This is a genomic window from Aquaspirillum sp. LM1, assembly GCF_002002905.1.
In the GTDB taxonomy this organism is placed as follows: domain Bacteria; phylum Pseudomonadota; class Gammaproteobacteria; order Burkholderiales; family Aquaspirillaceae; genus Rivihabitans.
Window position 1 is genome coordinate 2,493,074 of sequence record NZ_CP019509.1, and the last position, 17,298, is coordinate 2,510,371.

Annotated in this window: 9 protein-coding genes; 4 read left to right on the forward strand and 5 right to left on the reverse strand. The window is 58.3% G+C overall.

The genetic code is table 11. The features are described from left to right. The first annotated feature begins 511 nt into the window (after positions 1–511). Positions 512–2,698 (forward strand): calcium-binding protein, encoded by a 2,187-nt coding sequence (locus BXU06_RS10715; RefSeq protein WP_150125175.1) that lies wholly within the window; start codon positions 512–514, stop codon positions 2,696–2,698. A gap of 289 nt (positions 2,699–2,987) precedes the next feature. On the opposite strand, the gene ppk1 is transcribed toward BXU06_RS10715, so the two are convergent. The 3 genes from ppk1 to BXU06_RS10730 form a co-directional block, all read right to left on the reverse strand. Further along, positions 2,988–5,051, reverse strand: a complete 2,064-nt coding sequence (ppk1, locus tag BXU06_RS10720; RefSeq protein WP_077302814.1) for a polyphosphate kinase 1 — start codon at positions 5,049–5,051, stop codon at positions 2,988–2,990. A gap of 80 nt (positions 5,052–5,131) precedes the next feature. Next, on the reverse strand, positions 5,132–5,404 hold the full coding sequence (locus tag BXU06_RS10725) for an oxidative damage protection protein (RefSeq protein ID WP_077299399.1): 273 nt from the start codon (positions 5,402–5,404) through the stop codon (positions 5,132–5,134). Between the two features lie 207 nt (positions 5,405–5,611). Continuing rightward, a complete protein-coding gene (locus tag BXU06_RS10730; protein WP_077299401.1) occupies positions 5,612–5,872 on the reverse strand; it encodes a Pathogenicity locus in 261 nt (86 codons plus the stop codon). A 399-nt stretch (positions 5,873–6,271) separates the two neighbouring features. On the opposite strand from BXU06_RS10730, the gene BXU06_RS10735 reads away from it, so the two are divergent. Further along, positions 6,272–8,767 carry a calcium-binding protein gene (locus tag BXU06_RS10735; protein ID WP_077299403.1) on the forward strand — a complete coding sequence of 832 codons (2,496 nt, stop codon included), beginning with the start codon at positions 6,272–6,274 and terminating at the stop codon, positions 8,765–8,767. Positions 8,768–8,897: 130 nt separating this feature from the next. On the opposite strand, the gene metE is transcribed toward BXU06_RS10735, so the two are convergent. Next, positions 8,898–11,174 carry a 5-methyltetrahydropteroyltriglutamate--homocysteine S-methyltransferase gene (gene metE / locus BXU06_RS10740; protein WP_077299405.1) on the reverse strand — a complete coding sequence of 759 codons (2,277 nt, stop codon included), beginning with the start codon at positions 11,172–11,174 and terminating at the stop codon, positions 8,898–8,900. Between the two features lie 161 nt (positions 11,175–11,335). Here metE and BXU06_RS10745 point away from each other — a divergent pair, with 161 nt between their 5' ends. Together BXU06_RS10745 and BXU06_RS10750 are read left to right on the forward strand one after the other, a co-directional pair. Further along, on the forward strand, positions 11,336–12,274 hold the full coding sequence (locus BXU06_RS10745; protein ID WP_077299407.1) for a LysR family transcriptional regulator: 939 nt from the start codon (positions 11,336–11,338) through the stop codon (positions 12,272–12,274). A 40-nt stretch (positions 12,275–12,314) separates the two neighbouring features. Beyond that, complete coding sequence (locus tag BXU06_RS10750) at positions 12,315–12,776, forward strand: CreA family protein (protein WP_150125176.1); 462 nt, start codon at positions 12,315–12,317, stop codon at positions 12,774–12,776. Positions 12,777–12,888: 112 nt separating this feature from the next. Here the strand turns inward: BXU06_RS10750 and BXU06_RS10755 are convergent, their stop codons facing one another. Next, positions 12,889–17,259, reverse strand: a complete 4,371-nt coding sequence (locus BXU06_RS10755) for an EAL domain-containing protein (protein ID WP_077299409.1) — start codon at positions 17,257–17,259, stop codon at positions 12,889–12,891. Positions 17,260–17,298 lie beyond the last annotated feature (39 nt).

Consider the following 17,298-nt stretch of genomic DNA (forward strand, 5'->3'; position numbering starts at 1 on the left):
GTGGTGGGCTCTTTCACGCTAAGCCCCCGGCGATCAGCAATCCGCCCTTGCCTACCCGTTTTGAACCGCTGGATACAGCACTCGCCCCTCTGGCGCATTTTTCTTCTCGCGCCCCCTCACCCCTGAGTCATCTCGGCAACACCTCAAACCTTGTGTCTGCACAACCAAGCTTCCGCCCCTGGGTAGCGACGTATTCCGTTATCCAGCCAACTCCCCAAGTGGCTTCAAGGCCAAACTCAAGACATCAAAGCGGTATCGCCTGGTAAAGCAGGCAGCCACCCGTCAATGACAAAAAATTAAAAAAATACCAAACGAGAAAATACGTATAAATACGTATTAATTTTTTATACGTATTTATACGTATAAAATGGAAAACTACGTAATACTACGTATATATTTTTCATGGGTACGCCAAAATAATCTACGTAGTATTACGTAGCCAGATTGATTTTTATCAAAAACCCTAAGAGTTCTGTATAAAGTCACCCAATATCGTTTATGATCACGGCCAGTGAGATGCCTCACCCCCTTTGACGCATCATATTTTTTAAGGAAACCTAAAATCATGGCCACCACCACCGGCAAGTCAATTACACTCTCTAACACCGACGTCAACTTCACCCTGACCGGCACCGTTGATTACAATATCTATGGCAACAACCTGACCAACCGGATCACCGGTAATGATGCAAACAACCGCATCTATGGCGTGGATGGCCACGATAGCCTGACCGGTGGCGGCGGCAATGATTCGCTGTACGGAGGAGATGGGAATGACACCCTGGTGGGCAGCGCCGGTGATGACTATATGGCCGGTGACTACGGCAACGACTCATTTGTAATTGACAGCACTGGCGATGTGGTGGTAGAGGAAGCCAATAAAGGTATCGATATTGTCTATACCGCGCTGGTCGATTACACCCTGACCAGCAACGTGGAATACCTCACCATGACCGGCAGCAATAGCCTGATCGGCCATGGCAATGCACTGGACAACCGCCTGATTGGCAATTCGGGTGACAACCAGCTGTTTGGTGAAGACGGCAACGATGCCATGTACGGTGGGCTGGGCAATGACACCATTTTTGGTGGCGATGGCAATGATGTGCTCAGTGGCCAGGAAAGCGAAAACGAACTCCACGGCGGCGCAGGCAACGACACCTACTATATCTCGGTGGGTCTGGACACCATCTTTGAAAATGCCAACGAAGGCACGGACACCGTGGTGATGCAATCCAGCTTCACCTTGCCAGAGCATTTTGAAAACCTCACGCTGACTGGCACCAGTAATGCCATCGGTCGTGGCAATGCCGCGCGCAACACCCTGATTGGCAATGATGGCAATAACCAGCTATTTGGCGAAGATGGCAATGACTCGCTGGATGGTCGTGGCGGGCTCAATACCCTGGTAGGCGGCAAGGGAGATGATATTTACACCATCCGCACCCTGGATGACCATATTGTCGAAAATACAGGTGAGGGCAACGATACGGTCTGGATTGGTCAGATGTATGGTGATTACACCTTATCCAATACGCTGGAAAATCTGCGTATGGCAGTCAAAGGTAACGGCCACGAAACCATGACCGGCAACAATGAAAGAAATTATATTTCGGTGGATACTGTCAGCTATGTTTATGGCCTGGATGGGGATGATGTCATCAGTGGCACCAGTGCTGGTCAAGCGTATGGTGGTAATGGCAACGATTCAATTGTATTGACAGGCTCAGGCTCATATATGTGGGGTGGTGCCGGCCATGATTACCTCAAAATCTTTAATAGTACCGGTGTACTCTATGGCAATGAAGGCAACGACACACTCACGGCAGAGAACAGCACAGGTTCCCATCTACTGGGCGGCGCAGGCGATGACTTATACATTATTGATGCTGCCTCAATGGTGAGTGGTAGTGGCTATTTTTATCTGGCAGAAAAAGCCAATGAGGGAATTGATACCATTAAAAGCGAAATGTCGTTCACATTGACCTACTCGCTGACCAATGGGATTTACTCAGAGCCAGCAGCAGAAGTACAAGCATCGGTCTATGGCTATGCTGGCGATGACTACTTTGAAAACCTGACCCTGACCGGCACAGGCAACACCAATGGCTTTGGCAATGCCTTGAACAACAATGTCTTTGGCAATAGTGGCAATAATCACCTGATGGGTCTGGATGGCCATGACTTCCTGGTAGGCTACGGCGGTAACGATGTACTGGAAGGCGGCAACGGCAACGATACGCTGATGGCCAACGGCAACCAGGCAGCTGGGGTGACGCTTAACCAGACCGGCACCATCCAGATGACTGGCGGTGCTGGCAATGACACCTTCTGGATGGTGCGTGGTTATGTCGGAGACCATAGTGCCGGCAGCAGCAAGCTGACCATCACCGACTTTACCCATGGCGTAGATCACGTACAGTTCAGCATCAATACCACCAGCACTGCACCGACGGCGCTGAACACGCTGACCGCCGGCACAGGCGACACGCTGACCAGCCTGATTAACCAGGCCGCCGCCGCCAGCGCCTCGACCAGCGCACCGGCAGTGTCCTCGTTTGTTTATTCGGGCAACACCTACCTGGTGTTTGATCAGAGCAGCGATGCCACCTTCAATGCAGCAGCAGACCTGGCCGTGAAGATTACCGGCACGCCGACGCTGACCTTTAGCGATCTGAGCTTCCTGAAACTGGCGTAATACACCAGTAGCACGCCATACCCTGTATGGGTAAGAACGCAGATGGCCGCAACGGAGAATTCCGTTGCGGCCATCTGCTTTGCGCCAAATACACAATTCAAGCCCACCAGATCACAGCGGGCTGCAGGCAAACACGCCCAACATGCAACGCCCGGCCAAGCGCCAGACAAAACGTCATTTGCACGAGGAAAATGCTGAAAAAGCTGAAAAATCGTCATTCCCGCGAAGGCGGGAATCCAGAGGTTTTGCTTTTGGCAAACACGATTTTTCTGAATCAATCAGCGCGTCCCTAGCGCACCGGACTGCTCAACTCATCCAGCAAAATCGCCTGGGCGCTGCGCGGCTTGCCACGTTGTCCCTTGCGCTTGTAACTGCCATCGCCCTGCATTTCCCAGGCGTTGACATTATCAAACAGATACGGGCGCAGGCCTTCCTTGATGATGCGCCGTTTCAGCTTGGGATCCAGCACCGGCACGCAGGTTTCGATGCGGCGGAAGAAATTGCGCCCCATCCAGTCGGCACTGGCGATGTACAGGTCTTCCTGGCGGTCGTTGTAAAAATAAAACACCCGAGGATGTTCCAGGAAACGTCCGACCACCGAACGCACTTCGATATTGTCCGACAGCCCCGACACGCCAGGACGCAAGGCGCACACCCCCCGGATGATCAGGCGGATTTTCACTCCGGCCTGCGACGCCTCGTACAGCGCGGCAATAATCTGCGGCTCCAGCAGCGCATTCATTTTGGCGATGATGGCCGCCGGGCGGCCTTCGCGGGCAATCGCGGTTTCCTTGGCAATCGCCGCCAGCATGCCGGAATGCAACGTGAACGGCGACTGCAGCAAGTGCTTGAGCTGGCCCACCCGGCCCAGCCCGGTAATCTGCACAAAAATATCGTTCACATCGCTGGCGATTTCTTCGTTGCAGGTCATCAGGCCAAAGTCGGTGTACATCCGTGCCGTGCGCGGGTGGTAGTTGCCAGTGCCCAGATGCACATAGCGGCGCAGCAGCCCTTCTTCACGGCGCACCACCATCAGCATCTTGGCGTGAATCTTGTAGCCATACACGCCGTACACCACATGCGCGCCAGCGTCTTCCAGCCGGGAGGCCCAGCCGATATTGGCTTCTTCGTCAAACCGCGCCATCAGCTCCACCACCACGGTCACCTGCTTGCCAGCGCGGGCGGCGGCAATCAGCGAATCCATCAGCGCCGACTCGGTGCCAGTGCGGTAGACGGTCATCTTGATCGCCACCACCTGCGGGTCGGTGGCCGCCACATTGAGCAGGTCGATCACCGGCTGAAACGACTGGTAGGGATGGTGCAACAGCACGTCACCCTTGCGAATCGCCGCCAGCAGGTCGTTTTTTTTACCCAGTGGGGCGGGCTGGCCAGGCACAAATGGCCGGTATTTCAAATCGGGGCGATCGACCAGATCGGGCACCTGCATCAGCCGCACCAGGTTCACCGGGCCTTCCACCCGATACACATCGGCACGCTCCAGGCCAAACTGGCTGAGCAGGAACGCCTCCATATGTTCCGGGCAGTTGTCGGCAATTTCCAGCCGCACGGCGTCGCCATACTGGCGATGGCGCAGCTCACCCTGCAGCGCGGTGCGCAGGTTTTTCAGTTCGTCTTCCTCGACGGTCAGTTCGCTGTCGCGGGTCAGGCGGAACTGGTAAAACCCCTTGATTGCCATGCCGGAAAACAGCTCGCCAATATGGGCGTGCAGCATTGACGACAGGAACACAAAGCAGTTGGGCTTGCCGGCAATTTCTTCGGGCAGCTTGATCACCCGTGGCAGAATGCGTGGGGCCTGGACAATGGCAATCCCGGAACTGCGGCCAAACGCGTCGCGGCCTTCCAGTTCGATGGCAAAGTTCAGGCTTTTGTTCAGCAGACGCGGGAAGGGGTGCGAAGGGTCGAGGCCGATTGGGGTCAGCACCGGCATCACTTCGCGCAGAAAATACTGGTGAATCCACTCGTGCAGCGCGGGGCTCCACTCGGCGCGACGGACAAAATGAATGCCCTGTTCAGCCAGCGCCGGAAACAGGACTTCGCGCATCAGCCAGTACTGGCGTTCCACCAGCGCGTGCGCCGCCTGCGAGACTTTGGTCAGCGCCTGACTGGGCAGCAGCCCGTCGGGCAGCGCCTGACCGGGGGACAGCCGCTGGGCTTCCTTGAGCGAAGCCATGCGCACTTCAAAAAATTCATCCAGGTTGGACGAGACAATACACAGAAACTTGAGCCGTTCCAGCAAGGGAACCCCGACGTCTTCGGCTTGCGCCAGCACGCGGCGGTTGAATTCGATCAGGCCCAGTTCACGGTTGAGCAGCGGTAGAGGCGTTGTTGTCATACGGAGGTCGGTCAGGAAAAACGGCAAAGCCGGCAGACCTTCTGCCCGGCAGCATGCTGCCGGGTCATGCATTGCTGCGGTCAGGCCTGCGGCGGCACAAAGCCCGTCGGCATGTCTGCCCCGGCACCGAAGAAATAATTCTGCATTTGCTGGGTCAGGTACTGGCGGGCACGCGGATCGGCCAGGTTGAGACGATTTTCGTTAATCAGCATGGTTTGCTGCTTGAGCCACGCCTGCCAGGCCTCCTTGGAGACGGACTCATAAAGTTGTTTGCCCAGTTCGCCGGGCATCGGCGGCACATCCAGGGCCTCGGCTTCACGGCCAAGCTTCACACAGTTCACCATGCGGGTCATCACAGTTCCTTCTTAACAGTATACGGACAGCGCACGCTGCCATGATGACGTAACGATGACAGTCGTGCGGAAATTTAGCCTGCGCCACAGCGCGCTACCGGTGTTTTAAGCCAAATTGTCCAGACGGGCAAGCCTTTGACCAGCAGATGCCGGAAAAAATGGAGCCAAAACCGGCCCATCAACCGCGCACCACGTCGGCCATCCCCCTTAGGCCTGCGCCAGAGACTGGCGGGCGTGGGCAATGCAGCTGAGCAAGGCGGCCCTGGCCTGCGGGCTATTGCGCCAGCACGAACTGCCCAGCAACTGCGCTACCCGCTGGGTGAGCACGCTGGCGTCTTCTTCCGCCAACTGGGCCAGACTGTGAATGCCCAGTTGCTCCAGACGCAGCAGCACGGTGGGACCCACGCCTTTGAGCGCAAGCAGGGCGGCTTTTTCAGCAGCGGGGAAATGCGGATGCGGGCTGGGCATAGCAATAGGCCAAGAAGAGTCACCACCGAATTCTATGGGGCAGCGCATCAGGCGGCAAGAAAATGGTGCAAATCCCAGCCCGGCAACTAGCCATCAACCGACCCCAGCCACAGCAATACGTATTTTTACTTATATAAAATTATATAGGTAATTATACTAATAGTATTTATACCTACCCATATTGATATTTATCAAACAATGAAAAAATAGGCAAAAACAAAAATCGCTTTACTGTATCATGCCTTAAGGATACGCTGATTTATTCAGAAAAATCGTGTTTGCCAGAAGCAAAACCCAGCAAAATCAAAACCCTGGATTCCCGCCTTCGCGGGAATGACGATTTTTTCAGCGTATCCTTAAGCATTCACCCCACCCACAAGCAAATGGAGTACTTTAACTATGGCCACCACCAGCGGAAACCAAATTACCCTGTCAGCCACCGACACTAACTTCACCCTGACCGGCAGCAGCCCCTTCGACATCACCGGCAATGAACTGAACAACCGATTGACTGGCAACACTGCAATCAACCACCTGTATGGCGAACAAGGCAATGACACGCTAGAAGGCGGAACAGGAAACGATTCGCTGTATGGTGGCGATGGAGATGACTATTTGGATGGTAGCGCTGGCCTGGATAGGATGGAGGGAGGCAGTGGCAATGACGTATATATTTTATATGACATTGGCGATCAAATCATTGAAGAAGTTAACCAAGGTATCGACACCGTCAACAGTGCCATTACCTATACGCTGGGTAATAACATAGAATACCTGGCACTGGCAGGCAGCAGCAATCTGAATGGCACAGGCAATGACCTGAATAACCGGATCACGGGTAACAATGGCAACAATCGTCTTTACGGTGGATTAGGCAATGACCTGCTGCAAGGCAAGATCGGCAACGATACCCTGTATGGTGGTGATGGACATGACACACTCGATGGTGGCGTCGGTGCCGACACCCTGGCAGGCGAGTATGGCAACGATGCTTATGTGATTGATCATGTTGATGATGTTGTCACAGAGGCAGCCAATCAGGGCATTGATACCATTAATAGCTATCTCAGCTATACCCTGGGTGCAAATCTCGAGTATTTAACGCTGGCTGGTAGCGCCAATCTGAATGGTGTGGGCAATGCACTGAACAATCGACTGACAGGTAATGCAGGAGACAATTTACTGGAGGGAGGCGCAGGCAATGATACCCTGTATGGCGGCCAAGGTTATGATACGCTGCTGGGTGGTGATGGTAATGATGCGTTGTTTGGCCAAGACCAGGATAATGAGCTGCGTGGTGGTGCAGGCAATGACAGTTACACACTGGAAAGTACTGTTATCAATAGCGTATTTGAAGAAGTAGACCAAGGGATTGATACGATCATCACCTCAGCCAGCTATACACTGGGGGATAACTTTGAAAACTTGACCCTAACAGGCACCAGCAATGCAATTGGTCGAGGCAATGCACTGAACAACACCCTGATTGGCAACAATGGGGACAACCAGCTGTTTGGTGAAGAAGGTCATGATACGCTGGATGGCCGAACAGGAAACAATACGCTGGTTGGCGGAACAGGTAATGATACCTATATTATTAGCGCACCCAACAACACCCTGATCGAATCCATGAACGAAGGCATTGACGTGGCTGTTATCAACCATGAGGAAGCGGTTGATTTTTATCTTGCAGACAACCTGGAAAACATTCAGGTAATCAAAGATAACATGCTGAATGTTTACGGAAACAACAGCAACAATCAAATTACGCTTAAAGGCCATGCCACAGCATATGGCTTAGAAGGAGATGACATTATCACACAAACTCTGACATCAAATGGAAACAGGGGTGGAGCCATTTACAGCGGAGATGGCAATGATGTCATTTCAATTCAGACAATCGGAGAAACTCAAAATCATAGTGGTTATATTATGGGGGGAAATGGTAACGACCGGATCACGGTAGTCAATACTTCATCAAATATTTATGGCGACCAAGGTGATGATATTATCAGCCTAACCACGGGCTCAGGTAGCCATTTACATGGTGGTACAGGAAATGACACCTATATCATTGACCAAACCTCGTGGGTAAGCGGAAGTCAAAATCTGTACATTGTCGAAAACAAAGATGAAGGAATTGATACCATCAAGACAGATGTTTCATTTTCTCTTGATTGTAAAGATGTAATCTCTTTAGTTGGTTATCAAGATGCAATCTCTGTAGGCGATCCATATGGCCTCTGGGCAGTATATGAAAACAACATTGAAAGTCTGACCTTAACCGGAACAAGCAACACCTACGGCTACGGCAACGAGCTAAATAACAACCTCTTTGGCAATAGCGGCAACAATCGGATCGAAGGGCGTGACGGTCACGACAATATCGTCGGCTACGGTGGCAGTGATACCTTGGTCGGGGGTAATGGTAACGATACCCTGGCGATCGCCCCCCATCAGGCGGCCGGTATCATGCTTAACCCAGCAGGCACAATCGACATGACGGGTGATGCCGGCAATGACACCTTCTGGATGACGCGTGGTTATGTAGGTAACCACACGGCAGGGGCCAACCAATTAAGCATTACCGATTTTACCCATAATGTAGACAAGGTACGCTTCACCTTTACCACCGGCACCACCGCCCCGACCGCGCTCAATACCCTGACTGCCGGCAGTGGCGATACCCTGACCAGCCTGCTCAACCAGGCGGCTGCCGCCAGCGCCTCAACCAGTGCACCAACGGTGAGTGCCTTTGTTTTCTCGGGCAATACCTATCTGGTGCTTGATCAAAGCAGCGAGGCCACCTTTACCAATGCCAGTGACCTCGCCATCAAGCTTGTCGGCACGCCAACACTCACCTTCAGCGACCTGGCTTTCCTGGCCGTAGCCTGAGCTAAATAGGGGTACAGTAACCTTGCGCCCCTGACGCACCCCGCCCGCTCACCGAATCGTCGGTGAGCGGGCGGGGTGTTTTTATCTACCACGATTCTGCTGAATCGCTGGATTAAGTCTCACCAGGCTGTTATACCGTTTCAGTCAGCCCTGCCCGCACCTGACGGGTCGCGGTCAGCATATTCTCCAGCGCGGCTTCGGTTTCTGCCCAATTGCGGGTTTTCAGGCCGCAATCCGGGTTCACCCACAATCGCTGCGCCGGAATCACCGCCAGTGCCTTGTGCAGCAGCAGGGTCATCTCATTCACCGACGGAATCCGTGGCGAATGGATATCGTACACGCCCGGCCCGATGGCATTCGGGTAATCAAATTCGGCAAATGCATCAAGCAGTTCCATATCCGAGCGCGAGGTTTCGATGGTGATCACATCAGCATCCATGGCAGCAATCGCCGGCAGGATATCGTGAAACTCGGAATAACACATATGGGTGTGAATCTGCGTGGCGTCGTCCACCCCGGCTGCCGACAGGCGGAAGCTGTGCGCCGCCCAGTCCAGATAATGCGCCCAATCAGCATGGCGCAACGGCAGCCCTTCACGGAAGGCCGGCTCGTCGATCTGGATCACCCGAATGCCGGCATTTTCCAGATCGAGCACTTCATCGCGAATCGCCAGCGCCAGTTGCCGGCAGGTGTCGGCGCGCGGCTGGTCGTCGCGCACAAACGACCACTGCAGGACAGTCACCGGGCCAGTAAGCATGCCTTTCATGGGCCGGTCGGTCAGCGATTGCGCGTACACCGACCACGCCACCGTCATCGGCTGCGGGCGCGACACATCACCAAACAGGATGGGCGGCTTGACGCAGCGGCTGCCGTAGCTTTGCACCCAGCCGTAGCGGGTGAAGACAAAACCGTCCAGTTGTTCACCAAAGTATTCCACCATATCGTTGCGCTCGGCTTCGCCGTGTACCAGCACATCCAGACCCAGGGCTTCCTGCTTGCGCACTGCCAGGGTGATTTCTGCCTGCATGGCGTGCTGGTAGGCGTCGGTGTCCAGCTGGCCAGCGCGCCAGGCGGCGCGGGCGTTGCGGATATCGCTGGTTTGCGGAAACGAGCCAATGGTGGTGGTGGGCAGCAGCGGCAGGCGCAGCCAGGCCTGCTGGGCCTGGGCGCGTTGCGGGTAGGCGCTGTGGCGCTGGTCGTCGCCGCGCTGAATCGCCGCCAGCCGCTGGCGCACCAGCGGATTGACCACGCGGGGGCTGTGGCGACGGCTGTCGATGGCGTGGCGGCAGGCGGCCAGTTCGTTGGCAATCGACTCACGCCCCTGATTCAGGCCCTTGGCCAGCAGCTTGAGTTCATTGAGTTTTTGCACGGCAAATGCCAGCCAGGGCTTGACCTCGGGGTCGAGCTCGCTTTCCTGGGCCAGGTCCACCGGCACATGCAGCAGCGAGCACGACGGAGCCAGCCACAGCCGCTCGCCCAGTTGCGCGGCCAGCGGGGCCAGTTGGGCGAGCAGGGCGTTAAGATCGGCGCGCCAGATATTGCGCCCGTCGATCACCCCCAGCGACAGCACGCGGTCTGCCGGCCAGTCGGCCACCAGGCTGACCACCTGCTGCGGCGCACGCACCGCGTCCAGATGCACCCCGGCCACCGGCAGGGCGTGAATCAGCGCGCGCCGGTCGGCCACGCTGGCAAAATAGGTGGCCAGCAGCAGCTGGGGAGCCAGCGGGCTAAGCCGGGCGTAGGCCGGCGCGTAGGCCGCCAGCCAGTTGGCTGGCAGGTCCAGACCCAGCACCGGTTCGTCAATCTGCACCCAACTGACGCCTTCGGCCTTGAGCGTGGCCAGCAGGCTGGCGTAGGCATCGAGCAGCGCTGGCAGCAGTGCCAGGCGGTCGCTGCCGTCCTTGCTTTTTCCCAGCCACAGCAGGCTTAATGGCCCCAGTAACACCGGCTTGGCCGCCACCCCCAGCGCCCGCGCTTCGGCCAGCGGCTCCAGCAACCAGCGCGGCTGCACCGCAAACGTGGTGTGGCGGTCGAATTCCGGCACCAGATAGTGGTAGTTGCTGTCAAACCATTTGGTCATTTCCATGGCTGGTTGCGTGGCGCTGCCACGGGCCAGGATGAACGGGTCGGCCTGGGTGGCGCGGGCCGGGTCGATGCCAAAGCGGGTTGGCAAGGCCCCCAGCAAAAACAGCGTGTTCAGCACATGGTCGTAGCTGGCAAAATCCCCCACTGGCACCCAATCCAGCCCGGCGGCTTTTTGCGCCAGCCAGTGACGCTGGCGCAAGCTGCGCGCCGTATGCGCCAGCGCGTCCAGGCTGTCCTCGCCGCGCCAGTAGCGCTCCAGGGCAAATTTCAGTTCGCGCTGGGCACCGATGCGCGGAAAGCCAAGGTTATGAATTTTAATCATCGTAATCTTCCACTTATTGAGCTAAATTTGTGGAACGAAGGATGACGGAAACCCCTTGTATGATACAAGATCATTATTTTTATGATTTCAATGAATCTGCTTCATGACCAATCCCCCACTGACGCGCCGGCCTGTGTGCCCCGCACGGCAGAAAGCCCCTGATGTCCCATTCAATTCTTGAATTGCGCCACCTGCGCACGCTGCAGGCGCTGGCCGACAGCGGCAATGTGTCGGCGGCGGCGCGGCGGCTGAATCTGACCCAGTCGGCGCTGTCGCACCAGCTGAAAACGCTGGAAACCGCCTATGGCTGCTCGCTGGTGGATCGCCGTCGTCAGCCGCTGGTGCTGACCCCTGCCGGCGAACGCCTGCTGGCGCTGGCACAGGAAGTCTTGCCGCAAGTGCAGCAGGCCGAGCGCGAACTGGCGCGCATTGCCCACGGCGAAGCCGGCCAGCTGCGCATTGCGGTGGAATGCCACACCTGTTTTGACTGGCTGATGCCGGCAATGGATGATTTTCGCGGGCACTGGCCCGAAGTGGAACTGGATATTGTGTCCGGCTTTCACGCCGACCCGGTGGGCCTGCTGCTCACCCGGCGGGCCGATCTGGCTGTGGTGTCGGCACCGGAAGCCGAAAGCGCGATTCGCTATCACCCGCTGTTTGGCTACGAGATGGTGGCCCTGCTCGCCCGCGACCATCCGCTGGCCGGCAAAGCCAGGCTGGAGGCGGCGGACTTTGCCGGGCAAACCCTGATTACCTACCCGGTGCCCGATGACAAGCTGGATCTGGTGCATCGGGTATTATTGCCCGCCGGCCTCAACCCGCCGCGCCGCACCACCGAACTGACCGTGGCGATGATCCAGCTGGTGGCCAGCCGGCGCGGGGTGGCGGCCTTGCCGTTCTGGGCGGTCAAGCCGTATCTGGAACGCGGCTATGTGCATGCGCTGCCGATTGGCCCGCATGGCCTGCACAGCGAGCTGTACGCCGCCACCCGCCACGACGATGACGGGCTGGCCTATCTGGATGATTTTCTGGTGACCGTGCGCGAACTGAGCTTTGCCACCCTGGCCGGCATCACGCCGCTGGCCACCCCCGCCAACTGATTTTTCCTGGCCCCAACTGGACCCAATAAGGACCCCTCTGATGAAAACTGTTCTGCGCCCCGCCCTGCTGGCCCTGATCCCCCTGCTGCCGCTGAGCGCGCACGCCGAAGACGTGGGCTGCGTCACCACTGCCTGGAAACTGCTGGGGGCCAATCACAAGGTGTGCGTCTCGGCATTTGATGACCCCAAAGTGCCTGGCGTGGCCTGCCATATCAGCCAGGCGCGCACCGGCGGCATCAAGGGCACGCTGGGCATTGCCGAAGACCCCTCGCAGTTTTCGATTGCCTGCCGCCAGATTGGCCCGATCACCCTGCCAGCCAAATTGCCGCGTGAAGAAACCGTGTTCAGCGAAGACACCTCGTTCTTGTTCAAGGAAACCCGCGTCAGCCGCATCTGGGACGCCAAGCGCAACACCCTGGTCTACCTGGCCATCAGCCGCAAGGTAATTGAAGGCGCGCCAGCCAATAGCGTGTCGTCGGTGCCGGTGATGCCGTGGCGCTAAGCGCAGCGAACAACCCCCTCCTGGCGTTGTTGCGCAGTCTTGCTGTACTGCGTTGTCCGGCCTGCGTACGCGGGGTTTTGTATGCAACGCTCAGCACACTCGCCCGCCAGGCCTACCCGCCCAGCTCGGCAGCCAGGGCTTTCAGCGCGTCCAGCAGCGCGTGTTTTTGCTGGTGCATGGCGTCAAGCTGAGTCAGGGCGGCGCTGGCGTTACCGGCCAGGCAGTATTGGCACAGCCATTGCCCCTGCGCGTATAACTGCTGGTGTTGCTGGCGGATGGCCACAAACAGCGGATGCTGGCCATGGCGGCGCTCGCCCTCGCTGGCCAGCCAGTGGCCAAAGCGGCTGTGCTGGGCGTCCAGCACCGGCGGCAGGTCGCGGGCCTTGTGCAGATAATGCTCCAGGGCCGTCATCCAGGCGCGCAGCTCGGTAATGGCAAACAAGAGCGGTAGGTCATCGCGGTTCAGCGGCGGCAAACGCCGCCACAGCGGGTCGGCCTGCCAGTGCGCCGCCCAGTCGGGGAAGGCATCGGCGGGCATTGGGTGAGCAATGCCGTAGCCTTGCGCCCGTTCGCAGCCCAGCTGCAGCAGCATGGCACCGTGTTCGATGGTTTCCACCCCTTCGGCCATCACGTCGCGGCGGAAGGCCGCCGCCAGGCCAATCACCCCGCTTAAAATGGCCAGATCATCCGGATCGTCGAGCATGTCGCGGACAAAGCTCTGGTCGATTTTCAGCAGCGCCACCTGCAGGTGTTTCAGATAGGTCAGCGACGAATAGCCGGTGCCAAAATCATCCAGGGCAAAGTTCACCCCCATGTCGCGGCAGGCGGCAATCACCTGTGACACTTCGGCCAGATCTTCCAGCGCGCTGGTTTCCAGAATCTCCAGCTCCAGCTGGCTGGGGCTGACCTGCGGGTGGCGGGCCAGAATCTGGCGCAGGCGGATGACAAAGTCCATTTGCTGCAGCTGGCGCGCGCCAAGATTGACGCTGACCGGCAGGGTCAGGCACATGGCCTGCCAGCGGGCCATTTGCCCCAGGGCAGCGTCCAGCACCCATTCCCCCACGGACACCGCCAGCGGATGGCCCTCGATCATCGGCAAAAAGCTGGCCGGCGACAGCAGGCCCTTGTCTGGATGCTGCCAGCGAATCAACGCTTCGGCACCAATCACCGTGCCCAGACGCATATTCACCTTGGGCTGGTAGTACAGCACAAACTCGCCCTCGCTGAGCGCGCGGCGGATGCGGTCGAGACTTTCGTGCTGCCCCTTGATGTAGATGTCCTGTTCGGCGTCAAAAATATGGTAGCGGTTCTTGCCCGCCAGCTTGGCCTGATACATGGCCTGGTCGGCCTGGCGCATCAGCTGGTCAGCGTCCACGTCTTCACGCTGCGGGTAGAACGTCACCCCCAGGCTGGCTGACACCTGCAGCAAATGGCCACTCACCGGCACCGGCTGGGCGGTGGCGGCCAGCAGGCGGCCCAGCAGGGAGGCACTGTCGGCGGCGTGGTTCAGGTCCAGCAGCACCGCCACAAATTCATCGCCACCCAGCCGGGCCAGCGTGTCGCCGTCGCGCAGGGTGTCGCGCATGCGCCGGGCCAGCAGCATCAGCAGCTGGTCGCCCACATCGTGGCCGTGGCAGTCGTTGATCGCCTTGAAGCCGTCCAGGTCCAGATACACCACCGCCAGCGCCTGCTGACGGCGCTGGGCCTGGCTCATCGCCTGGTGCAGGCGGTCAGCCAGCAACACCCGGTTGGGCAGGCTGGTCAGCGCATCGTAGTGGGCAATATGCTCCAGCTGCTGCTCATGTTCCTTGATCAGGGTGATGTCGGAAAACAGCGCCACATAATGCTGAGTCTGCCCCTCAGCGTCGTATACCGCGCTGATGGTTTGCATCTCGGCAAAGATTTCCCCATTTTTGCGCCGGTTCCAGATTTCTCCGTACCAATGGCCTTTGTCAATCAGGCTGCGCCACAGCTCGACATAGAACTCGGCATCGTGGCGACCGGAATTCAGAATGCGCGGGTTTTCACCCAGCGCTTCCTGGCGGGTGAAACCGGTGATGCGGGTGAAGGTGTCGTTGACGTCGATAATCGCGCCGTCGGCGTCGGTAATCATGATGCCTTCGCGGGCGTGGGTGAATACGCTGGCAGCCAGTTGCAGCTGCTGTTCGGTGCGGCGGCGCTCAGTGATGTCGCTAAGCGAATTCAGCGTGGCCGGCTGGCCCTGCCAGTCGATGGCGGTACAGCGCATTTCCACCCACTTCACCCCGTCCAGCCGCGACAGCAAACGGAACTGGCAATGCGGGGCCGCATCACGCAAGCCGTCGGCACACGCCTGCATATACTGGCTCACCAGCGCCTGGTCGGCTTCGTGCACCAGTGCCAGGAACGGGCGCACGCCCAGATAGGCCAGCGAATAGCCCGACAGCAGCTGCATCATCGGGTTGCTGTACTGCACATCGCCATGCTGCACCACCACAATGCCATCGTGGGCCAGCTCAATCAGGCTGCGGTAGCGCGCTTCGCTTTCCGCCAGCTGAATTTCAGCCTGCTTGCGCTCGATGGCCAGGCTGACCAGCCGCGCCGACTGCTCGATCAGGGTGATATCGGCATCCTGCGGAATATGCGGGCTGCGGTGATAAATGGCAAAGGTGCCCAGCACCTGGCCGCTGGATGCCAGAATCGGCTGCGACCAGCACGCCCCCAGTTGCGCCTGCGCCGCCACCGCCCGGAAAGCCGCCCAGTAGGGATGGGTCTGGATGTCGTCCACCACCACCCGCTGCCCGGTAAATGCCGCCGCGCCACAACTGCCCACGTCAGGGCCGATTGGCAGCTCATCCACGGCGTCATTATAAAAATCCGGCAGACTGGGAGCCACCCCATGGCCCAGCCGCTGGCTATTGGCGTCCAGCAGCAAAATGCTGCACAGCGTGGCCGGATTCAGTTGCTCGACATGCTCAACAATGGTGCGCAGGATATCCGGCAAGGGCTTGCCCTGGGTCAGCCAGTCCAGCACATGGCTGCGAAACTGTTCCAGCCGCTCGGCTTGCCGGCGCAGGCTGATATCGCTGTGGGTGCCGATCATGCGCAAGGGCTGGCCGTCCACGCTACGGCTGACCACCATGCCCCGGCTTAAAATCCATTTATACTGGCCATCGCGGCAGCGCAGCCGGCATTCGATCTGATAGTGCTCAGTCTCGCCACGCAGATAGGCATTCAGCGCGGCTTCGGCGCGGGGGTGATCCTCCGGGTGCAACAGGGTCAGCCAGGTGCTGAACTGCGCGGCCAGCTCGCAGTCGGCATAACCCAGCATGGCTTTCCAGCGCGGAGAAAACTGCACCGCCTGAGTCTGCATGTCCCAGTCCCATACCCCGTCGCCAGCACCTTCAATGGCAAATTGCCAGCGGAATTCGCTGTCCTGCAACTGGCGGGTTTTGTCCAGCACGCGCTGACGTTCAGCGCCCAGCGAGCGGTTGCTCAGCCACAGCCGAAACGCCAGGATCACAATCAGCCCGACGCACACCAGGCCGGCAATGCCCTGCCAGATGTAACGCATCCACACGTCTTGCCAGGTAAATTCCGGCACCTGGTCAAACGGTGGCATGCGCAGGGCGGCCAGCATTTCCGCCACCGGTGTGTAATCTGCCGGAATGGTGAAACCCTGGATGCCCATCGCCAGGGTCAGCGGGTTGTCGGCCTCCAGACGCAGCAGCGCCACCGCCACCCGCCGGGTCAGCGTGGTGTCCAGGTCAGGCAGCGCCACAAATGGCCATTCCGGATACAGCCGGGTGGACACCTGCCAGGGCAGCGGAATCTGATTGGAAAACAGCGGCATCACCCGCAGCTGATGCAGGTCGATCAGCCCTTCGCGGGCCATGCTTTCCAGCAGGCCGCTGCGCACAAAGCCCACATCGGCCTTGCCGGACAACACCGCCTGCACCACCTTGTCGTGTGGTGCCCCAGTGGTCAGCCAGCGGGTGTCGGTCAGCACCTCCAGCCCGGCCTGATGCAGGGCGTAGGCCTGCATCTGGTAGCCGCCCAGCGATTCGGTACTGGTAAACGCCACCACTTTGTCCTTCAGCTGGCTGGCGCTGCTGAGCACGGTATCGGCGCGGCTGAAAATCACCCCGCCAAATGCCGACACCGACAGGCCTTGTTCGCTGTACATCAGCGTGGCCAGCGGCGCGGACAGCCCCAGCCGGCGGTTGATCAGCACAAAATGGCCAGGGTTGGTCAGGATGAAATCCACCTGGCGCTGGGCGACTGCCTGCTCCAGCTCGGGAAAGCTGTAGGCCTGTACCACAAAATCTCGTTCGGGAATCGCCTGCTTGAGCACACTGGCCAGGGGCTGCCATTGCGCCAGCGTCTGCGGTTTGGGGCGAAAGGCCAGCACGCCAATCCGGACGGGATCGGCGCTGGCAGCCCAAGCCTGGCCGGTGAGCACAGCCAGCCAGAACAGGCAGATAAAGCGGAGGAGTTTACGCATATTGCAAACCAATATACCGCTATTCAAGCGCTAACGAAA